This window comes from Nocardia cyriacigeorgica, assembly GCF_029868385.1.
In the GTDB taxonomy this organism is placed as follows: domain Bacteria; phylum Actinomycetota; class Actinomycetes; order Mycobacteriales; family Mycobacteriaceae; genus Nocardia; species Nocardia cyriacigeorgica_F.
In genome coordinates this window covers 142,922-164,550 of the sequence record NZ_JARWNX010000060.1, presented here as the reverse complement: position 1 = coordinate 164,550, position 21,629 = coordinate 142,922, and the positions used below count along the sequence as shown (strand labels likewise).

The 21,629-nt window shown below is 67.7% G+C and carries 17 protein-coding genes; 10 read left to right on the top strand and 7 right to left on the bottom strand.

The annotated features are described in order from the left end of the window. Window positions 1-165: 165 nt before the first annotated feature. Genes QH168_RS21460 through QH168_RS21425 form a run of 8 tightly spaced genes read left to right on the top strand, consistent with a single transcriptional unit; the run spans window position 166 to window position 11,269 of the window. On the top strand, window positions 166-2,916 hold the full coding sequence (locus QH168_RS21460) for a phosphoenolpyruvate synthase (RefSeq protein WP_280236553.1): 2,751 nt from the start codon (window positions 166-168) through the stop codon (window positions 2,914-2,916). After that, on the top strand, window positions 2,909-6,409 hold the full coding sequence (locus QH168_RS21455) for an AMP-binding protein (protein WP_280236552.1): 3,501 nt from the start codon (window positions 2,909-2,911) through the stop codon (window positions 6,407-6,409). The genes QH168_RS21460 and QH168_RS21455 overlap by 8 nt, the downstream gene beginning before the upstream one ends. After that, window positions 6,406-6,666 (top strand): acyl carrier protein, encoded by a 261-nt coding sequence (locus tag QH168_RS21450; protein ID WP_280236551.1) that lies wholly within the window; start codon window positions 6,406-6,408, stop codon window positions 6,664-6,666. The genes QH168_RS21455 and QH168_RS21450 overlap by 4 nt, the downstream gene beginning before the upstream one ends. Continuing rightward, window positions 6,663-7,754: an SDR family oxidoreductase gene (locus QH168_RS21445; RefSeq protein ID WP_280236550.1), complete on the top strand. Its 1,092-nt coding sequence runs from the start codon at window positions 6,663-6,665 to the stop codon at window positions 7,752-7,754. Before QH168_RS21450 ends, QH168_RS21445 begins: the two co-directional genes overlap by 4 nt. Then, complete coding sequence (locus QH168_RS21440) at window positions 7,751-8,671, top strand: nucleoside-diphosphate kinase (protein ID WP_280236549.1); 921 nt, start codon at window positions 7,751-7,753, stop codon at window positions 8,669-8,671. Before QH168_RS21445 ends, QH168_RS21440 begins: the two co-directional genes overlap by 4 nt. Further along, a complete protein-coding gene (locus QH168_RS21435) occupies window positions 8,668-9,669 on the top strand; it encodes a ScbA/BarX family gamma-butyrolactone biosynthesis protein (RefSeq protein WP_280236548.1) in 1,002 nt (333 codons plus the stop codon). The genes QH168_RS21440 and QH168_RS21435 overlap by 4 nt, the downstream gene beginning before the upstream one ends. Beyond that, a complete protein-coding gene (locus QH168_RS21430) occupies window positions 9,669-10,286 on the top strand; it encodes a nitroreductase family protein (RefSeq protein WP_280236547.1) in 618 nt (205 codons plus the stop codon). Before QH168_RS21435 ends, QH168_RS21430 begins: the two co-directional genes overlap by 1 nt. Window positions 10,287-10,309: 23 nt before the next feature. After that, window positions 10,310-11,269: a hypothetical protein gene (locus QH168_RS21425; protein ID WP_280236546.1), complete on the top strand. Its 960-nt coding sequence runs from the start codon at window positions 10,310-10,312 to the stop codon at window positions 11,267-11,269. A gap of 14 nt (window positions 11,270-11,283) precedes the next feature. Here the strand turns inward: QH168_RS21425 and QH168_RS21420 are convergent, their stop codons facing one another. From QH168_RS21420 to ligD, 4 genes are all read right to left on the bottom strand, one after another. Next, on the bottom strand, window positions 11,284-12,381 hold the full coding sequence (locus QH168_RS21420; protein WP_280236545.1) for a methyltransferase: 1,098 nt from the start codon (window positions 12,379-12,381) through the stop codon (window positions 11,284-11,286). A 105-nt stretch (window positions 12,382-12,486) separates the two neighbouring features. Continuing rightward, window positions 12,487-13,269 carry a MerR family transcriptional regulator gene (locus QH168_RS21415; RefSeq protein ID WP_280236544.1) on the bottom strand — a complete coding sequence of 261 codons (783 nt, stop codon included), beginning with the start codon at window positions 13,267-13,269 and terminating at the stop codon, window positions 12,487-12,489. Between the two features lie 186 nt (window positions 13,270-13,455). Next, window positions 13,456-14,400, bottom strand: coding sequence for a D-isomer specific 2-hydroxyacid dehydrogenase family protein (locus QH168_RS21410; protein WP_280236543.1), 945 nt, complete (start codon window positions 14,398-14,400; stop codon window positions 13,456-13,458). Window positions 14,401-14,961: 561 nt separating this feature from the next. Next, complete coding sequence (gene ligD / locus QH168_RS21405; RefSeq protein WP_280236542.1) at window positions 14,962-15,909, bottom strand: non-homologous end-joining DNA ligase; 948 nt, start codon at window positions 15,907-15,909, stop codon at window positions 14,962-14,964. Between the two features lie 472 nt (window positions 15,910-16,381). Between ligD and QH168_RS21400 the strand changes: the two genes are divergently transcribed. Beyond that, window positions 16,382-17,041 (top strand): GDSL-type esterase/lipase family protein, encoded by a 660-nt coding sequence (locus tag QH168_RS21400; protein ID WP_280236541.1) that lies wholly within the window; start codon window positions 16,382-16,384, stop codon window positions 17,039-17,041. Here QH168_RS21400 and QH168_RS27615 read toward each other — a convergent pair. Further along, window positions 17,034-17,216, bottom strand: coding sequence for a DUF6879 family protein (locus QH168_RS27615; protein ID WP_348537602.1), 183 nt, complete (start codon window positions 17,214-17,216; stop codon window positions 17,034-17,036). The two genes, QH168_RS21400 and QH168_RS27615, sit on opposite strands and share 8 nt — an antisense overlap. A gap of 274 nt (window positions 17,217-17,490) precedes the next feature. Further along, on the bottom strand, window positions 17,491-19,614 hold the full coding sequence (locus QH168_RS21395) for a RecQ family ATP-dependent DNA helicase (RefSeq protein ID WP_280236540.1): 2,124 nt from the start codon (window positions 19,612-19,614) through the stop codon (window positions 17,491-17,493). Window positions 19,615-19,754: 140 nt separating this feature from the next. On the opposite strand from QH168_RS21395, the gene QH168_RS21390 reads away from it, so the two are divergent. After that, window positions 19,755-20,228 carry a hypothetical protein gene (locus tag QH168_RS21390; protein ID WP_280236539.1) on the top strand — a complete coding sequence of 158 codons (474 nt, stop codon included), beginning with the start codon at window positions 19,755-19,757 and terminating at the stop codon, window positions 20,226-20,228. A 43-nt stretch (window positions 20,229-20,271) separates the two neighbouring features. Here QH168_RS21390 and QH168_RS21385 read toward each other — a convergent pair whose 3' ends face one another. Next, window positions 20,272-21,495, bottom strand: a complete 1,224-nt coding sequence (locus QH168_RS21385) for an RtcB family protein (RefSeq protein WP_280236538.1) — start codon at window positions 21,493-21,495, stop codon at window positions 20,272-20,274. Window positions 21,496-21,629 lie beyond the last annotated feature (134 nt).

The window sequence follows — 21,629 nt, the reverse complement described above, 5'->3', positions numbered from 1 at the left end:
GGAGCGGGTGCGACCGAAGCCGGACGCCGGGCCATTCGAGGGTTGTGAGCTAACACCACGGTCAATTCTCGGATATACAGACAATGCCCGGATTTACTCGGTCGCGGGCCCCGCGATCGCGGAGGGCCCGAGAATTTATGAGCTGCCAGGCGATGACCGGCAGCGATGGGAGGAAGCGTGCAGCTGCTCGGACCGTGGACCGACTCGGGGGCCATCACGGCCTTGGCAGGCGGTAAGGCCCGCGGATTGCACACCCTGCACAACAGCGGTTTCGCGGTGCCGGAGTGGACGGTGCTCGGCACCGATGTCTTCGACGCGTTCGTCGCGGGTGCGGGTCTGACTGAGCCGATCACGGCTTTCGCCGCCGCCGACACGCCTGATGCGGCCTCCGAGACCGGCGCGGCGCTGCGCGCGGCGATCGAATCGGCCGAGCTGCCCGCCGAGGTCGCGGCGCTGATCGCCGACGGCTACGGCCGCCTCGGCGGCGCCGCGATCGCGGTGCGGTCCTCGGTCGCGGCCGAGGACGGTCCCGCGCATTCCTATGCCGGCCAGTTCGATTCGTTCCTCAATGTCAACGGCGAGGACGCGGTGGCGGACCGGGTGCGCGCCTGCTGGGCCTCGGCGTTCTCCGAGCGGTCGATCCGGTACGCGTTCGCGCATGATCAGCCGCGGGTCGCCGCCGTCGCCGTGGTGTTGCAGCGGCTGGTTCCGGCGCGGATCAGCGGGGTGATGTTCACGGCCAACCCGGCCAGCGGTTCGGCCGACGAACTGGTGATCAGTGCCGTCTACGGTCTGGGCGAGGGTTTGGTGTCGGGTGCGGTCGACGCCGATTCGGTGGTGGTGGACCGTGCGGGCACGGTGCTCGACACCGTCGTCGGTGACAAGGACCAGGCCTTTGTGCCCGATGCGGCCCAGGGCTCGACGACCAGCGAGGTCGACCCGCAGCGCCGTGCGCGCCTGGCCCTGACCGAGGCCGAGATCGCCTCGCTCGCCGAACTCGGCCGCAAACTCGAGGCCGCGCTCGGTGCGCCGCAGGATATCGAATGGGCCATCGACGACGACGGCGTCTGGTTCCTACAGGCCCGCCCCATCACCACCGCATTGGCCGCGGTGGCGGCAGACCGGGCGGTGGCCGAGGCCGCGCTGATCCGCGGCGCCGGTGAGGACGTCCCCGACGGGGAGGCCCGGATCTGGGACAACTCGAACATCATCGAGAGCTTCAGTGGTCTCACCTCACCGCTGACCTACACCACCGCGGCCGATATCTACGGCCGGGTGTATCGCGGCTACGCCGAATCGCTGAAGGTGCCCGCCGAACAATTGCGCCAGACCGACGAGTGGACGCCGGTTCTGCTCGGCTACTTCCACGGTCGGGTGTACTACAACCTGCTGCACTGGTACCGGATGGTCGGTATCGCGCCCGGTTATCCGCTCAATCGCAAGGTCCTCGAAGCCGCGCTCGGGGTGGACGAACCGCTCGCCGACGATATCGCGAAAACGCTGCGGCCCTACACCTTCGGCAGCACGGGCGCGCGGATCCGGTCGCGTGCGGTCACGACGGTCACGTATCTGCGCAGGCTGTTCGGCATCGACGAGATGGTCGAGCAGTTCTTCACCGAGTTCTACCGCGTCTACGACGAATACGAGGCCATCGACTACACGACGCTGACCGGCGAGCAGGCCTATGCCGCCTATCGGCGGGTGGATCGGGACCTGGTGCAGCGCTGGGGTCCGCTGATGGTGCTCGACGCGATCCTGCTCACCTGCACGGGCGCGATGTTCCTGCTCACCAAGCTGTTCCTGCCGAAGGCGCCGGAGTGGTTCCTGTACGCGGTGGTCGGGCCCGGCGCCGATGTCGAATCGGCCGAACCGGCGCGGGCGCTGACGGCGATGGCCGAGATCGTGCACGCCGATCCGGAACTGACCGCCCTCATCAATTCGACCGAACCGCAACAGATCTACCGGCAGCTGCACACCTCCGATGCCTACGCGCAGTTCCGTGCCGAGGTGGACGCCTACATCGACCGTTACGGCTATCGCAGCCTGGACGAGCTGAAACTGGAGACGCCCGATCTGCGTGAGGATCCGGCGAGCCTGTTCGTGATGCTGCGCAGCGCGCTCGGCCGGGTGGGTCAGGCGGGGCAGCAGCCCGACCGCGGTGCGGAGGCCGACGAATACCTCGACGCACATCTGACCGGGGTCCGCAGGCGGATCTATGAACGGTTGCGCGCCAAGGTGTCCCGGTGCGCGGCCCATCGTGAACGGTTGCGTTTCTGCCGGACCAGGGCGTTCGGCATGGTGAAGCGGATGATCCGGGTGATGGGCCGCGATCTCGCCGCGCGCGGAGTCATCGACGAGTTCGCCGATGTCTTCTACCTGACGGTGCAGGAATTGCGTGGCAGCTACGAAGGCGCGGACACCGCCGACCTGCGTGATCTGGTCGCCGCGCGGAAGGTGCAGCGCGCCAAGGATGCCGAATTGGTGGCCCCAGCAAGGTTCACGACGGTCGGATCGACATTCGGCCGGGCGGAGCTGGCTTCCCAGGGCTGGGTTCCGGTCACCGACACGCCACCCGCGTTGCCGGGTACCGTCCTGGCAGGCACGCCGTCGGCCTCCGGTCTGGTCGAGGGCGCCGCGGTTGTGGTGGACGAGCCCTGTGACGTTGCCGGTGGCATCCTGATCGCCTATCGCACCGACCCCGGCTGGGTGGCGGCGCTGCCGTCTGCTTCGGCGTTGGTGATCGAGCGGGGAAGCCCGCTGACCCATGTCGCGATCGTGGCGCGGGAACTCGGCGTGCCGACGGTCGTTCAGGTCAAGGACATCACCAAGCGGATACGGACGGGCATGCACATACGGGTGGACGGAACGAACGGAACGGTGACAGTGCTGTCGGGAGGGGAATCCGGCGATGAGTGAGTCCGAATACGTTGCCACGGTACGCCAGTGGCTCATCGCACCGGATGCGGATACCGGAATCCATTTCGCCGATGAGGCCGATGGTTGGGAGTACCGCAGCTACGCCGAACTGGCCGAGCTCACCTGGTCGATCGCCGAGGTGATGCGCGAGCACGGTATGGGCAGTGGTGACGGCGCCTGCGTCGTCATGCCGACCGGATTCCCCTGCGCGGCCGCGTTCTACGCGGTGTGGGCCTGCGGCGGAGTGTTCACGCCGGTGGCGCCGCCGATGTTCGGTGATCTCGACCAGTACATCAGCCATGTGGCCTCGATCCTGGCGCAGGCGAAGCCGCGGGTGGTGGTGACCTCGGTCGAGTTCGAACAGCTCGCGCGCCGCGCCGCGGCGGAAGCGGGCCGAACCGACGAACCGGTCGTCATCGATCCGAAGACATTGCCGCCCGCGCCTGCCGAACGGGTCTTCGGCGCGCCGGACCCGTGTGCGCTGCTGCAATTCACCTCCGGTTCCACCGGAACCCCGCGCGGGGTGCGGGTCAGTTGGCACAACCTGGCCAACAACATCGCCATGATTTCGCGTCTCATCGATTGGCGGTCGGGCGAGGCGATGGTCTCGTGGCTGCCGCTCTACCACGATATGGGTCTCGTCGGCGCATTCCTGACCACCGTCACCAATCAGGGCGAGCTGTACCTGATGCGTCCGGACCAGTTCGTGCGCGATCCGGCCCGCTGGTTGCGGGCGATGAGCCGCGCCCAGCATTCGCCGTCCCCGTCATTCGCGCTCGGCTATGTGGCGCACAGGGTGCGGCCGGAGGAGATCGCCGATCTGGACCTGTCCGGGTGGCGCACGCTGGCCATCGGTTCGGAGCCGGTGGAGGTGTCCGATGTGCAGTCCTTCGCCGAACTCGCCGGACGCCAAGGCTTTTCGATGAATGCCTACACCCTGGCCTACGGGCTGGCGGAGGCGACGCTGATGGTGTCGTCATCGGCGCGCGGGCGGCCGATGACCGCCCTGCGGGTGGACAATGCGGCGCTGCGGTTCGGCCTGCCGGTATCGGTGCTCGCCGAAGCACAGCTCGACGACAACCGTCGGGTGGAGGGTGCGGGCTGGATCACCGGCCTCGGCTATTCCACCCCGGAATCGACGGTGCGGGTGGTCGACGAGGAGGGCAACGACCTGCCCGACGGCACCCTCGGCGAGATGGCGGTGGTCGGCGATTCGGTGGCGCTCGGCTATTCGGGCCCGCCGAGCCCCGGATCGTCCACCCGGATCGAGGACGGCGTGCTCTACACCGGTGACGCCGGATTCCTGTACCGCGGCGAGGTTTTCGTGCTCGGCCGGATGGGGTCGAGTCTGAAGGTGCGCGGCCGCTCGGTGTTCATGGAGGACATCGAATCGCGGGTCGCGCAGGAAACCGGGATCACCAAGGGCAAACTGGCCGCGGTGGCGATCACCGAGGCCGGTGCGCAGGGGATCGCGCTGTTCGCCGAATCCGCGCCGGGGGAGTGGCTGGCCGAGGCGCGCAAGATCATTCGCGGGGAACTGGGGCCAGCGCAGACTGTCACGGTGGTGACCGGTCCGCGCGGTCTGATCCGGCGCACGTCCAGCGGCAAGCCACGGCGACGTCATATGTGGCAGTTGTTCGCCGACGGCGCCCTGGACGGCGCGGTGGTGCACGAGGCCGACGGCACTGCCTCGGCGGGCGCGGTCGATGCCGCCGCCACCCCGCTCGATACCGAAACACCCACGCCGACCTTGCCCGCCGAACGCACCCGCGAACTCCTCGACGCCGCCTTGGCACAGGTGTCGGTACCCGCGGATTCGGTGGTCCTGTTCGAGGGCTCGCTGGCCGAGGGCTTCGGCAATGAGGGCTCCGATGTGGATTTCCTGGTCGTCGCTCCGGGCGACGAGCAGCTGCCGACCCTGCCGACGGTGCTGTTCATCGACGGCCGCCGGGTCGAGGTCCGCACCCGCTCCCATGCTCAGCTGCGTAAGCAACTGGAGGCCGTGGCGGCGGCGGAGGCGGTCACGACCCTGGACGAAGATCTCCTCAACCGGTGCCAGCGGTTCCTACGCGCCACCATTGTGCGGCCGGGTGCCCTGGATATCGCCGAACTGCGCGCGCTGCTGCCGCACGCCACGTTCGCCGCACGCCTGGCCGATTGGTGGGCTGCTCGGGCCCGGCAGGCACTGCGGTACGCGGTGGCGTTGCGCACTCTCGGCGCGGAGGCCGAAGCCCGTGACTGGGCCGCGGACGGTCTGCGACAGGCGATGAAGGCGTGGAGCGCGGGCAAGAACGAGACGTATCTCGAAACCAAATGGCTGCCACAGCAATTGACCCGCATCGGGGCCGACGACCGGATCACCCGGTTCCAGGATCTGCTCACCCCCGCCGATCGCGGGCCGATCGTCTGCGCGACCGGTGAACCGGCCGCCGCGGAGGCAGCGCGGCCGCAAGGCATCCTCGGTGCGCCGACCGAACGCGCGCTCGAACAGCGCGTGTGGTGGGAGCAGGCCCTCGAACTGGCTGCCGACCTCGGCGTCACCGATGTGGCCGACGATGCGGATCAGATCCTGTTCGCACGCGTCCCCGAGGTCACCACCTGGAAGATCGGCGACCGCATCCATATCATCCGCGGTGACCGGGATGTGTTCGTCCTGTCCGAGAGCGGTGGCCGTGCCTGGCGGTCGGTGGTGTTCCGGCATTCCCTCGCCGCCGTCCTCGGCCGCGCGAGGACCGATATCCGGGCCGAACTCACCGAATTCCTCCGCCTCGGCGTAGTCGGATTGCAGTGGCGCGGCGGTGAACGCATCGAACCCGCACTGGCGATGTGTAAACCGTTACGGCCCTATACGCCGGTGCCGTCCTCGGCGGCCCCGGCGCTGGGGGTGACCGGTGCGGTGAGCACCGATCCGGTCGCGACCCTGTCGCCGCTGCCCGCACCGCGGTTCACCGAATGCGCGATGAACCTGGTGTGGTCGAACATCGTGTTGGAGAATGCGCGCGAAGACCTGGCGGGCGCGGTGAAGAACGCCCAGGGCGGGGTGGCCGATATCGCCGCCCACCGAATGATCGCCATGGCGGTACGGGTGCTGTTGTCCGCGTTCGGCATCCATCCCTTGCCCGCGGATGTGGCTCCCGTCGACACGGTTCGGCGACTGCTGCCGCCGCACGCCGGGCGCCGCGGTGAACTGCTGGACGCGCTGGAATCGGCGCAGGCGGTGCGGTTCTCGGTCACCCTCGCCGCCGGTGGGGATGCCCTGGCCGGATTCGCCGCGATCGACGATTTCGTAGTCCTGGTGCGCGCGGTGGCCGGTGGCGCCGACTTCCCGGCCTCGTTCGACTCCCGCGAACAGTGGCGGCGCACCCTCGCGATCGGTTACGACTGGTTGCGTATCGCCGGCTACCTCGACACCGACCTGCCGTTGGACGAGGCCCGTGACCTGCTGACCACCGGCGGTCAGCAACCCCATCTACGCGAAAGCGAGCCGTCATGACCGCCACCGACACCGACGTCGCCGACCGGGTGCGCGCCCTCATCCGCGCCATGGCGCCGGATCAGGACGCCGCCATGGCCGATGACCAGCGGCTCATGGAGGACATGGGCTTCGATTCGCTGCGGCTGATGGAACTGACCGTGGTGCTCGAGCGCGCCTTCGACCTGCCGCGGTATCGGCCGGAGGAGCTGGCCGGTGTCCGCCGGGTCGGCGAGGTCATCACGATGATCAGCGGCAGTCTGGACAACCGATCATGAGCGACCGCGATACCGCTCTCGTCACCGGCGCGACCGGTCTGGTCGGCGCCGAAGTGGTGGCAAGGCTGGCCGCGGCGGGTCGGCCGATCGCCGCGGTGCTGCACCGCAACGGCGATATCGTCCGCAACGACGGCACCCCGCTGGAACCGGGAACGTCGGTCACCGGCGATATCAGGGCCGCCGGGTTCGGGCTCGCCGACCGCGACGCCGAGGATCTGGCCGAACGGGTCGGGGTGATCGTGCACTGCGCCGCCACCACCGCCTTCGACGCCCCCGACACCGACTACGAACAGCTCAATATCGCGGGCACGGCCAACGCGATCGAACTCGCGCTGCGCTGGCAGGTGCCGTTGGTGCACGTCAGCACCGCCTATGTGTGCGGGATGCGCGGCGGCACGATCGCCGAGGACGAACTCGAGACCGGTCACGCATTCGGCAACGGTTACGAAGCCAGCAAGTTCCGTGCCGAACAGCTGGTGCACGCGGCCACCGAACGCGGTCTGAACTGGGCGATCGTGCGACCGGGCATCGTCACCGGTGCCAGCGACACCGGCGCCATCCGCGAGTACAAGAACCTCTACACCGTGGTGAAACTGATGGTGGAGGGCAAACTGCGGTCCCTGCCCGGCCGCTACGACGCGACCCTGTCGCTGGCGCCGGTCGACCATGTGGCCGATGTGGTGGCCGCGGCGGTCCTCGACTTCGATTCGGCCTCCGGGCGCACCATGCACGCGCTCGGCCGCGACACCTTGTCGTTGCGTGAGGTCTCCGATGTGCTGGCCGAATACCCGTCCTTCGAGGTGGCTACCTTCGTACCGGAGACCAGCTTCGCCGAATCCGATCTCGCACCGATCGAACGTGAGTACTACCGGCGCATCGGTTCGCTCTACACCAGCTACTTCCGGCGCAGGCTGGTCTTCGACACCGAGAACGCCGATGTGCTGCTCGGTCGTCCGGCGCCGGCCACCGGCAAGGAGTATCTGCGCACCCTGCTCGACTACTGCCTGGAATCGGGCTATCTCGGGGTACCGCTGCCCTCGATCGAGGATGTGTTGGCCGGTAACGGTGTCGACGGGGTGGGCCGATGAGCGAGGCGCTGCGTGAGCTGCTGAGCGCGCTGACCACCCAGCCGGAGAAGGTGCGCGCCTACCTGGGCGACACCTTTGTCCAGGAGAGTGTCGACCAGCTCGATCGGGCGGGTGTGGACGCAGCGAAATTCGCCAGAGAGCATTCGCTGCTGTTGCTCAAACCCGATGCGATCGTGGCGCGTTCGGTGGAGCCGACCCTGACCTGGCTGTCCGACAACGGTTTCCGCGTCGTAGACGCCGAGCGGGTGCCCGCGGATCGGCTGCTGGCGCGGGCGCTGTGGTACTACTCCTGGAATATCGCCTCGACCGAGCGGCGGCGGCTGGCCGATCTGCTGGTCGGCATCTGCGATGTGCTGGTCCTCGTGGTGTCCGCCGCCGATGCCGAACTGCCCGTGCCGGTCCGACTGACCGACGCCAAGGGCCCGACCGATCCGCGTAAACGTCGGCCGGGCGAACTGCGGCATCTGCTGGGCCGACACAGCTATCTGCTGAACCTGGTGCATTCACCCGACGACCCCGCCGATGTACTGCGCGAACTGTCGATCCTGTTCGATGAACCACGCCGCGCCGAAGTGCTGGCGCGCGCGGCCGCCGATGCGGATCGATCCGCCGATGCCGCGGTGTTGGCCGCCGAACTCTATGCGAACACTCCGGCCCGCGATTTCGGCCGGACCGAGGCCGCCCGCCAGCTGGCCGCCGAGCTGGAACGCGCGGGCGTCGCCATCCCCGACGGATTCGATCCCGAGTCCGATACCGACTGTGCCCGGTTGCTTGCCACGGCCTGGGATCGGGGCGTCGACCTCGATCCGTGGTCGATGATCGTGCTCGGGTCCTATGTACTGCCCATGCGGGTGGGGACGCAACCGCAGACGTTGCGCCCGGTGACCGCATCCGACTGGTTGGAGGCCCGGCCATGAGCGTCGAAACTGTGAACGCCGACAACACCGCATCGCATGTCCGCACCATCCCGAGGGAGCTGGCGCATCGCTGTGCGGTCGCCGAGGTGTTCGTGACTTCGCTCGACACGGTGGGCGAGGACCAGTTCGTCGCCGGTGCGCAGCTACCGCGCATGCACTCCTACTACGGCGACCACGCGGGCAGCCTCGCCCTGCGCCACGACCCGCTGGTGGTGATGGAGGCCGCGCGCCAGGCGGCGATCGCACTGACCCACGAGTTCTACGCCGTCCCCACCGACCGGGCGTTCCTGGTGCGCACCTTCAACGGCACCGGCGCCGATACCGAGGCCTGGGATGTCGGCTTCGCGCCCGCGGATCTGGTGATGGCCGTGCGGGTTCCGCGTAAACACCACGACGGCACCGATATGCACGGTGTCGACATGGTGCTCGACATCTCCTGCGGCGGTGTCCCGATGATGACGGTCGACGGATCGTTCTCCTGGACCACCGGCGCACGCTGGGACCGGATGCGCAGCGGATTCCGCCACAGCCTCGGTCTCGGCCCGTTCGTCGGTGCGTCGGCGCTGACCGAGCGCGCCGAATCGGCCGCAGTGGGCCGGGAGAACTGGCGCAATGTGGTGGTCGGCCCGATCCGGCGGGACGGCGATACCGCCGTGGCGACGCTGGTACCCGATATCGGCCACCCGATCCTGTTCGATCATCCGCTCGACCATGTGCCGGGCAGTCTGCTGATCGAGGCGTGCAGGCAGACCGCACTGGGCATGGTCCTCACCCAGGCGCCCCGACTCATGGGTGTGTCGAGCACCTTCGACCGTTTCGTCGAACTCGACAGCCCCGCCGAATGCCGGGCCGAGATCATCGCCCGCACCGGTGACCGCACCGTTGTGCGGTGCGAGATCCACCAGGCCGGTGCGGTCGCGGCCCGCGTGGACGCCGAATTCGCGCAGGATGTGGTCGTCGCCGAACCGGACGCGCCGATCGATGGGGTCGCGCTGTGATGGGTGGGGTCGAACTGCTCACCACCACCCGCGCTTTCCGCCGCAGACTGGACCCGACCCGCCCGGTCGATCGCGAGGATCTGCTGGAATGCCTCGATATCGCGGTGCACGCGCCGAGCGGGACGAACCGGCAGCCGTGGCGATTCCTCGTCGTCACCGATGCCGCGACCAAGCAGCAGATCGCCGAGTACTACCGCAAGGGCTTCGCCGCGTACCTGTCCGCGCGCACCCCGCGCCCCGATCAGCTCGCCGATCTGGCCTCCGGACAACATCTGGCCGCGCATCTGCACGAGGTGCCGGCACTGGTGCTGGTGTGCTCGCTGGGCCGTCCACCGGCCGAGGCGTCGTCGTTGATGCTGGCCAGTTTCTACGGGTCCATCTATCCGGCGGTGTGGAATTTCCAGCTGGCACTGCATGATCGGGGCCTCGGCTCCTGTATGACTACCGCGCATCTGGCCTACGAACGGGAGGTCGCCGAACTGCTCGGCATCCCATTCGACGAGGTGACCCAGGTGGCTATGCTGCCGGTCGCGCATCTGCGTCCCGGCAGCACCGGCCCCGGCCGACGGGCGCCCGCGGCCGAGGTGACCATGTGGGACCGCTGGGGTGCGGAGTGAACCAGGTCTCCGACGGTCGGGGTGTGCGCGAGCACGATGATCCTTCCGCACCCGGCGCCGTGACCTCGCCGATGGGACCGATCGGCGCGGTGGTCCGGATCGCGCGCTTCACCGCCGTCATGTACAAGCCGCACTATCTGCTCTACGGCGTGCTGTGGGTGCTGGCGTTGGAGGGCACCGCCGCGCTGGTCACCCGACCGGAGTCGAGTTGGCATCCCACCTGGGCGACGGCGCTGCGGATCGTCGTGGTCGCGTTCGTGCTGTTGTATCTGCGGATGGTCGACGAGCAGAAGGACCTCGACTACGACCGGGTGCACAACCCGGATCGGCCGCTGGTGACCGGCGCGGTCACCGCACTGGATCTGCGTGCCGCGATGGCCGTCATCGCGGTCGGTGCGATCGCGGCGAGCCTGGTGCTGTCGGTCGGGTCCGCCGTCGCCATCGCCGCCGTACTCGCCTACGGGCTCGGGCTGTGGGGGCTGGAGCGGCTCTCCGAACCCATCCGCACCAGCATCCTGCCGAACCTGTTGGTGACCTATCCGGTGCAGTTGCTGGTGACGGCTTATGTCGTGGTGTCGGCCATCGACACCGGCGAGGTCGAACCGGGATGGCAGGCCGCGGCCGCCGCCGTCATCTTCGCCGGGGCGTTCCTCCAGTTCGAATTCGCGCGCAAGACCTCGCGGATATCGCGTCCGGGGCAGATGTACTACTCCAATGCGCTCGGCGCGACCGGATCGATGGTCGCGGCGCTCGGCTGCGCGGTGGTCGCCGTGGCCGCCGATCTGGTGCTGGTGCGGCCGTGGGAGCACGACGGCGCACGCGCTGTGCTCGGCTGGATTCCGCTGGCGCTGCTGGTGATTCCGTTCCTCGGCGCGGGGCGTTTCCGGCGTTCGGCGGACGAGGACTATCCCGTGGTGCCCGCGGTGCTGTTCATCCTCACGCTCTATCTGGCGCTCATCGCGCAGGCTGTCGTACCGGGCTGAGCGTCACCACCGCGTCAGCCCGCCGGGACGGCTTCGAGCACGTTCTCCGGTGAGAGGGTGGTGGTGACCGAGGTGAGGGTGAAACCGCATTCGGCCAGCAGCGCACGGTATTCGGCCTCGGTACGTTCCCGACCGCCCGTATTCACCAGCATCTCCAGATCGATGTACTTGCTCGGATGCGGGCGGGCGTCGTCGGGCAGGACGAGTTCGATGAGCAACAGCCGCGCCCGCGGTGACATGGCGTTGCGCACGGTGCGCAGAATTCTCGTGGCCTGCTCGATGGGCCAATCATGGATGATGTGCTTGAGCAGGTAGGCGTCACCGCCTTCGGGGACGGTATCGAAGAACGAACCCGCCACCACGGCACACCGATCGGCCACCCCGTGTTCGGCCAAGCGCACGCGGGCGTCGGCCACCACCTCGGGAAGATCGAACAGGATGCCGCGCGATTGCGGTGCCCGGCGCAGGATCTCGGTCAGCAACACCCCTTGTCCGCCGCCCACGTCGACGAGGGTGCGATAGCGGCCGAAATCGTAGGCCGACAGCAGCGGCTCCCTACCGAGATCGTCGATGCTGGCCATCGCGCGGTCGAACAGCGCGCCGGTCTCGCGGTCGGTGCGCAGATAGTCGAACAGCGGAACACCGTCGACCGTGCTGCCCACCGCCTCCCCGCTGCGCACCACCTGCACCAACTGCGTCCAGTTGTCCCGGTGGATCTTCGACCCGAAGAACAGTGAGGCGTCGCGCAAGGAGACCTCGGCGTCGGCCCGCAACGCGCGCGCCATCGGGGTGAGCGCGTACCGGCCGTCGCGGCGCCTGGTGAAGATGCCGTGGCTGATCAGCAGCCGCATCAGCCGGTGCAGTGCGTCCTCGTCGGCGCCGACGATCTGCGCCAGTTCGGCGCCGTCGCGCGGGCCGTCGGCCAGTGCGTCGGCAACCCCGAGGTCGGCGGCGGCGTGAATGGCCTGGGTCAGCCATCCGGCCGCGATCATCTCCAACAGCGCCACATGCCCCGGCACCATCCGCCGGTGCGCCGCCGCCAGCACAGCGCGTGCCCGTTCCACCGCCTGCACCAGCGCCCGCGGTGGCAGTTTCGCTCGATCGGAGGTCATGACGACTCCATTCGTCGGCGTCCGCTTACCGAAGACATTACGGCCCACAACCTCCTCGACATGCGGAAACACCGAAGGTGGAGTGCGGCCCGCGGTTCGACCGGGCTACCGGCGCCCAGCGGGATCGTCGGGGCGCGCCGCGGCGCGTTTCCGTTCGCGGTCGGCGGCGGTTTCGAGGTATTCGCCCAGTTCGCGGCGCAGGTTGGTGTCGAGGGAGCGGGCCAGGGTGCTGTGCACCGAAGCGACGGCCAGTTCGCGCATCTTGTTGAGCATGGCCGTGGTCTCGGCGATCTCGGCGCTGGTCTCCGGCAGCCAGCCGGGACCGTGCTCATCGACGATATGGGTGCGCGCCGCGGTGATCATGATCTTGGTGATGTCATCGATATGTGCAGCGACCTGGGTGTGCACACTGATCAAGGTGCGCAGGTCGAGCCCGTATTCATCGAGTTCGGCGAAGGCGGTGAGCAGCTGGGTGTCGGTGAAGACGACCGTGTCGTTGTCGATGCGGACCAGCCCCATCCCGCGCAACTGCTCGACCAGCTCATCGGTATCGGGCCCGAGGATGGAGCCGATCAGCTCCCGCGAGACCTCGAACGGCTCGTCCTTGGCCCACATCGCGGTCACCGCATGTTGCAGACCGAGCACTTCGGTGAGGTCTTTGCCGGTCTCCCAGCTGGTGATGAAATCGGCGATATGGGCGGTGGTGAAACCGCGCTGTAGCAGCGAATCGATCAACCGCAGTCGTTCCAGATGGGTGTCGTCGTAGATACTGGCGCGACCGTGCTTACCGACCGGCGGCGGAAGCAGCCCACGCTCCTGATAGGCGCGGACATTACGGCTGGTGGTGCCAGCGGCGCGTGCGAGATCATCGATGCGGTAGTTCGGCATCGCTGCACCTCCTCGCACAACCCCACCCGCGCCGTACCGGCGGGCGCTACAGCCGTCGACCGCCCGAGTGTAGCGCCCATGGACCGGTACGCAGGACATCGCCGTACATCGGCGATGACTCCTGGCGGATCGGCGGCTTTCTGCCGGGGCCAGTGGCCTGGTTTCGAGGCGTACGGGGCGGCGCGATCAGTAGCCGCGCTCCGGGTCGATCGGGGCCAGCAGATCCGCACCGGTCGCGAATCGGGTGACGTTCGCCGTCAGGTGTTCGGCGAAGGCCGCCATCCGCAGCTGCGGCGGATTCGAGTCATGCGGGGTGACAATGGCATTGGGAATGTCCCACAGCGGATGGCCGTCGGGCAGCGGTTCGGGATCGGTGACATCGAGACCGGCGCCACCGATCCCGTTCGTGCGCAACGCCTCGACCAGGGCCTCGGTATCGACCAGGCTGCCGCGCGCCACATTGATCACCCACGACGAGGGCTTCAGCTGCGCCAGCTCTTTCGCGCCGACCAGATGGCGGGTCTCGGCGGTGGCCGGAGCCGCGATCACCACATGATCGGTGCGGGACCACACGCTCGCGAGATCGTCGGCGCGCACCGTCTCCACCGCATCCGGGATCCCCGGCCCGGTGACCGGACGCCCGGAGCGGTTGACCGCGATGATCCGCGCGCCCAGCGGTGTCAGCATCGGGATGAGCGCCCGCCCGATACCGCCAGCACCCACGATCGTGACGGTGGCGCCGCGCAGCGAACCGATATGCGGGAAGAACTCCTGCTGCTGCCAGCTGCGCGCCCGCAGATGTTGCGGGAGATAACGCACTCCGGCCAGCAGCAGCATCAGCGTGTGCTCGGCGACGCTGGCGGCGTATGCGCCTGCGGCGGAAGTGAATCGGACGTCGGGGAACCGGTCGAAGACTCCGGCCGCGAACCAGTCCTCCACACCGGCGGCATTGAGCTGCACCCATTCGATACCGGTGGGGAGCTGCTCGGGAAATTGCGTCGGAGGCCCGTTCCAGATCAGGGCGCGGGCGTCGGTCAGATCGGCGATGCGGGCGCCCGCATCGGTCACCGCCTGCTCGAGCACTGGTTGGTCGCCCGGGCCGATCGCGATCGCAATCCCTGTGCCGCTCATCCTCGGACCTCCTCCGCTCACTCTGCCGCGCGTGTCTATGCGGCCGTATCGGAACCGAACGTACTCGTCGGCGGGTGAGCGGTGGCGGTCGCGCGTGGGATTCGCTTCTTGCGATGGCCGGGTGCTGCGCAGGAGACGGTCCTCGAGCGCCTGATGAGTCTTCTGCGGCTGGCTGAGCCTGCGTCCGGCGCCCGTGCGGAAGCAGGCGCCGAGACCACGGTCGACCTCACCCGAGGATCGGCGCGGGCGCCGGATCGACGGTCGACGCCATCTATCGAAGCGGGCGTCGAGACCACGGTCGACGTCACCGCTGGGTATGAACTCGGTGACGTCGAACATCCGCTGCCTCGCGGCGCTGTCCTATCAGCCAGCTGCTCGGCACCACGAAGATCATCCTGACCCACCTGCTGTGCGCGGCCGATTCGAGGAGCTGGCGACCTGCTCGGCGGGTTCTAGCGGTCGTCGCAACACTCTCGATGAGAGGTTGCGACGACCGTGTCGTTTTCCGAGGGTGTTGCCGAGCACGGCCGTCGTCGTGGTGCGCGGCGTGGCTCGCTCGGATCAGTCCTCGTCCAGCTCGACCTTGTCCCGGTCGGCCCATTCGATCAGGCGGTCCAGTTCGAACACGGCGTCATCGATGCCCGCGTGCAGGTCACCGAGTTTCCGGTAGCGGGCGGGCACGGTGGCCATGGTGAAATCGCGCGGGTCGATATCGGCGATCTCGTCCCAGGTCACCGGGGTGGAGACGGTGGCCTCGGGGACTCCGCGCACCGAGTAGGCGGCGGCGATGGTGTGATCGCGGGCGTTCTGGTTGTAGTCGACGAACAGCAGCCGCGGATCGCGGTCCTTGCGCCACCAGGTGGTGGTCACATCATCGGGTGCGCGTCGCTCCACCTCATGGGCGAACGCGAGCGCCGCACGCCGCACATCCTGAAACCCCCACTCCGGCGCGATCCGCACGTACACGTGCAACCCATGCCCACCCGAAGTCTTCGGCCAGCCGACAGCCCCGATCTCATCGAGCACCTCGTGCACCACCCCCGCGACCCGCTGCACCCGCGACCACGGACAGTCGGGCATCGGATCCAGATCGATCCGCCACTCGTCCGGACGCTCGGTATCGGCGCGACGTGAATTCCACGGATGGAACTCCACCGTCGACATCTGCACCGCCCAGATGACATCCGCCAGCTCCGACACACACAGCTCGTCGGCATGCCTGCCATATCGCGGAAAGAACACCCGCACCGTCGGCACCCACTCCGGCGCGCCCGCCGGTAGCCGCTTCTGATGCACCTTGTTCCCGGCCAGCCCCTTCGGAAACCGATGCAGCATGCACGGCCGATCCCGCAATGCGTTGACGATCCCATCCCCGACACTCAGGTAGTACTGCACCAGGTCGAGCTTGGTGGCACCGGATTCGGGAAAATACACCCGATCAGGACTGGACACACGAACCACCCGCCCCCCGACATCCAACTCGACCGCCGCCCCCACGCCACTGGCCATGCCCAGACCATAACCCGAACCAGGTCCCGCCACCCGGCCTCACGCGCCCAGCACTGTCATTCCCGACGGTTGTCGAGAGCCTTCCGGATCAGCTCCCGCGCGCCCTCTCCGGTGCGGGCCTGACCAGCCAGCACATCGAACGCCCGACCGCTGAGCGTCCGTCACTACCACTGTGCAGGTCCGTACTGCACCCGTCACCGCACCCCTGCGACATAGTCGGCGTATGGAGTCGCCCGTCGCCACAGACGCTCTCGCGCGCACTGGTCGACGATCCCCGGGATCAGTGCTGATCGCCGCACCGACAGGTTTGCCCGCACCGTCGATGATGTTGAACGTAATCGAGGCGTCATCGACGAGCCAACAGTCATCCGGTGGGTCGCGCCCGTAGAGATAGGCTTCACGCGACTGGTCTTTTCGATGTTGCCGAACACCTCGGCGTATCCGTATAGCCCATAGGAATCCGACCTTGATCGTGAACCCTTCTGCTTTCACCATTCTGTGCTTCGGTGATTCCAACACATTCGGCCAACCCGCCGAGAAGCGCGGACGATGGCCGGTCGACGTGCGTTGGACCGGGCGGCTCCAGCAGATTCTGGGTGCCGAATACGCTCTTGTCGAGGAAGGCCTCGGCGGCCGGACCACCGACCTGGACGATCCTGACCGGGATGATCGCAATGGCCGCAAGTACTTTCAACCATGCCTGCGCAGCCACTCACCGTTGGACATGGTGATCATCATGCTGGGAAACAACGATCTCAAAACCAAGTTCGGTCGAGAGGTAGACGCCGTCGCCGCCGCGCTCGAGGGCTATATCGACCACATCGAACGCACCGCGTGGACCCGCACCGGTGGGGTACCGGCGATACTGCTGGTCGGTCCGATACACCTTGACGCCGACCAGCCCGCATTCGCCGAGCAGAGTTCCGAATACGACGCCGACTCCGTGCGTAAATCGCGCGAACTCGGCGAGGCGATACGCGGCGTCGCTCATAAGCGCGGAGCCTTGTTCGTGGACGCCGCTACCGTTGCACGTCCGGGAATCGACGGTGTACACCTGAGCCGTGAGTCACACCAACCCCTGGCAGAACTGATCGCCGAGGAAGTACGTCGATTCGGTCAACTCTTCACCTGACGTTGCACCCCGCGAAGTCGCCGTTCGAAATCAGCCGTCGGCGGCCCGCGAGGAAGCGGCGCAACGGTTCGGATTCCACGGCGACACCGTAGGAGTCGAGGACTTCCAGGTGAAATGCCTCGCGTTTGCAAGTGCGTAGAAGTTCAGGGTATGGATCACCTTGCAGCAGAAGCACCGTAGTAGTTCCTCTCCAGCTCGGACCTCGCTCGCCGAGTCGGCGGGGCTGGGTGGAGCTTTCCAGCGTGTCGGGTTCGGCGACCGGTCGAGCCGGGGGCGAAGGTAGTCCGGCCGGTAAAGGTCATTGTCGATCTGGCGAACATAGTGGCCATCGATGCGGCGGTGCGCGTCATGATCGCTGGATGTGATGCGGCCGGGCGGGATTTCGATCCGGATCTGGATCTGGGCCGCGTCATCGATCCCGGCGACGCGTCAGTGCGGTCGGTAGAGGATCAGGTCGGGGTGGCGAGGGCGAAGGGGAGGACGGCGGGGGCTCCGGCGGCGCGGAGTTCGTGGGCGGCGACGGTGAAGGTCCAGCCGGTGTCGGTGAGGGCGTCGACGAGCAGGATCGGGCCGTCCAGGTCTTCCAGGTCCGGTAGTTCCCACAGTTCGTGCAGGGCGGCTACGCGGTGCGCGGAGTTGACCGCGGATACCGGCGGACGATCGGGGCGTACCCGCATCGTGCCGAGGTCGCGGAGTTTGCCGATCTCCGCGAGACGGGTCGCGAGGCTCGCCGTCAGCACGGGATGGGTGGGTGATTCCAAGGCCAGCACGGAGGTGGGGCGGATATCCCAATCCCAGTCGCGCAGTACGGCGATGCAGGCCTGCACCACGGTGTCGGGGACGGGGGCATCGGGGCCGTCGAGTAGGGCACGCAATCGCTGCCCCCAACCGAGTGCGCTGAGCCTGCCGAGTACCCGGCCGGTTTCCGCGCCGTCGGAGATCTTGCCGGACAAGGAGATACCGAGTTTCGCCATACCGGTCGGCCACACCTTGCGCGGCGCGAGGTCGATGCCGGGACGGTCGAGTCGGAGGCGGGTGGTGGCCACCGTATCGGCGTCGACGGAGGTATCCGGCCGGGTACCGGTGCAGTTGTCGCAACGGCCGCAATCGGAGGTGCCCGGCGCCGCGGCCTGCAAGCCCGGATCGTCGAGTTGACCGCGGAGGAACACCATCCGGCATCCGGTCGTCGACTGGTAATCGATCATCGCCTGCTGTTCGGCCGATCTGGCCGCTTCCAGCCGCTCGTAGCGTTCGGTGTCGTAGGTCCAGGCCTGACCGGTGGACATCCATCCGCCGCGTACCCGCCGCACTGCGCCGTCGACATCGAGCACTTTCAGCACCATCTCCAGCCGCGACCGATTCAATTCGACCAGCGGTTCCAGGGCAGCCGTCGACTGCGGACGTTCGGTGTCCAGCGCCGCGAGTACCGAACGCACGATGTGCTCGCGCGGGAAGGCGACGGAGGCGAAGTAGCTCCAGATGCGTGCGTCTTCCGGGCCGGGCAGCAGCACCACCTCGGCCCGTTCGGTGCCTCGTCCAGCACGGCCGACCTGCTGGTAGTAGGAGATCGGGGAGGAGGGCGCGCCGACGTGCACCACGAAACCGAGATCCGGTTTGTCGAATCCCATGCCGAGCGCCGAGGTGGCGATCAGCGCCTTGACCTCGTTGTTCAGCAGGGCCGCCTCGAGCATTTCGCGTTCGGCCGGATCGGTCTGGCCGGTATAGGCGTTCACGGTGTGACCATGGGAGTTCAGTACGTCGGCCAGATCCTGGGCGGCGGCGACGGTCAGTGTGTAGACGATGCCCGAACCGGGCAGTTCACCCAGATGGCGGCCGAGCCAGGCCGTGCGCTCGACGGCGTCGTCGAACCGCACCACCGACAGATGCAGTGATTCGCGGTCGAGGGTGCCGCGCAGTACCAGGGTGTCGGTGCCGATCTGGGTGGCGACATCGGTGACCACGCGGTCGTTGGCGGTGGCGGTGGTGGCCAGCACCGGAACCTCGGAACCGAGGTCGGCGATGAGGGTGCGGATACGCCGGTAGTCGGGTCGGAAATCGTGGCCCCAGTCCGAGACACAATGAGCTTCATCGATCACCACCAGGCCCGCGTCGGCGGCGAGTTTCGGCAGCACCTGGTCCCGGAAGTCGGGATTGTTCAGCCGCTCCGGGCTGACGAGCAGGACATCGACCGCACCCGCGGCGACCTGAGCGTGGATATCGTCCCATTCGGTGACATTGCCGGAGTTGATGGTCGCCGCGACCACACCCGCGCGTTCGGCGGCGGCCACCTGGTTGCGCATCAGCGCCAGCAGCGGCGACACGATCACCGTCGGACCACGCCCCGCCGCGCGCAGCAGCTTCGCCGCGATGAAGTACACCGCCGATTTACCCCAGCCGGTGCGCTGCACCACCAGCGCACGACGCCGATGCACCACCAGCGCTTCGATCGCGGTCCACTGGTCCTCGCGCAGCCGCGCCCCGCCACCGGCCAGCTCCCGCAGCAGCCCCTCGGCCCGCGCACGCAGCTCGGCAACGTCGATACCCGTCGTTGTCGTCCCCTCAGCCGTGTTCATGCGCCCATGGTGCCCCACACCACCGACAAGATCACCGGTGGCCGACGAGTCCGAGCCGTGACCGGCGGATCTGGGTACTCCCGTGGACAATGAGGTTGATCACGAGGGGCCACCGGGCCGGGGTCTGGTAGGAGGACGTAATGCCGGAAAGTTTTCAGTCTCCCGCGGGGTGGTCGCCACCGGGAGCCCAGTTCCAGAACCGCGGCTCCCTCGGCCGCACCCTGATCGGGACCGTGATCGGGCTGGTGGTGACGCCGATCGGCATCGGCATCGCCGCGCACGGTTCGCTGACCACCAGCCGCTGGTGGGACGCCGTCGACCGCTGGAGCGCACCCGGCCAGTCGGTGCTCGGCGCGATCCTGCTGCTACTGGTGGCGGTGCTTGCCGCCTACTCGCCCGCGGCGACCATGATCGCGGGCCTGATCTGGGGCATCCTCCCCGGCATCATCCAAATCCTCTTCCCCGAGGACACCTTCCGCCTGATCGGCGATTTCCCCGGCCTCCCCGCCGAACTCCACGTCGCGTTGCACGCCTGGCTGGTCAGCGGAATGGTCCTCATCGTCGGCACGCTGCTGTTCGGCGCGGGCGTGGTGGCAACCCTCAAACGCCGTTGAGCCGGACCCGGCCGGACCTGATGCGGTCCGGCCGGGTAACCGATCAGCCCTTGACGCAGAGCACTTGGCGCAGCGTCGCCACCACCTCGACGAGGTCGTGCTGGGCGGCGATGACGTCGTCGATGTCCTTGTAGGCGGCCGGGATCTCGTCCACGACCCCGGCGTCCTTACGGGACTCGACGCCCTCGGTCTGGGCGATCAGGTCGGCGACGCTGTACCGCTTCTTGGCCGCGGTGCGGCTCATCCGTCGACCCGCGCCGTGGGACGCGGACTGGAACGAATCCGGGTTTCCCTTGCCCTGTACGACATACGAGCGGGTGCCCATCGAACCGGGGATCAACGCCAGATCGCCCTTTCCCGCGCGCACGGCGCCCTTACGAGTCACCAGCATCGGCGTGCCGTCGATCACCTCTTCCGCCACGTAGTTGTGATGGCAGGAGATCGGGGCATCGAAACGCACCGGACGGTCGGCGAATTCGTCGCGAACCGCACGGCACACCAATGCCAGCATGACCGCTCGGTTGCGTGCGGCGTATTCCTGAGCCCAGGTGAGGTCGCGACGGTAGGCGTCCATTTCCGGGGTGCCGGAAAGAAATACGGCCAAATCGCGATCTGGAAGATCCACATTGTGTGGCAGCGTTCGGGCGACGGCCATATGCCGTTCGGCGAGTTCCTTACCGATGTTCCGGCTGCCGGAATGCAGCAGAATCCAGACGGCGTCATCCTGGTCCACACAGATCTCGATAAAATGATTCCCGCCGCCCAGCGTGCCCATCTGCTTATGCGCCTTGGACTCACGCGACCGCACACTCTTGTCGAGATCGGTGAACGAACCCCAGAACCGGTCCCATCCCGAACGCAGCGTCGATGTGCTCGCACCCAGTGCGGAGACCTCGGCGCCGATCCGGCCGACGTTCACCGGGGCGTCGTGGGCGTGGAAGCCCACCGGCACGGCGGCCTCGATGCGGCTGCGCAGGGAACGCAGGTCATCGGGCAGGTCGGAGGCGGTGAGGTCGGTCTTCACGCTCTCCATTCCGCAGCCGATATCCACGCCGATGGCGGCGGGCGCGACGGCGTCCTTCATGGCGATCACCGAGCCGACCGTCGCACCTTTGCCGAGGTGCACGTCCGGCATGACGCGGACACCGTGAACCCATTCCAATTGCGCGATATTGCGCAGCTGTCGCAGCGCGGCGTGCTCGATATCGTGCTCGGAAGCCCACATCAACGTCCGCGCCCGGGTACCGGGCAGCTCGACGGGAAACATCGTCTCGGTCCTTTCACTACCGTGCGAAATCGATTTCGCCTGACGCATTCAACGGTAGGCGCGGGAACGGCGGGGCGCACTCGAATATCGGTGGGAGTACGGCGATCACAGGTGCCCGCGCACCTGTCCGTCAT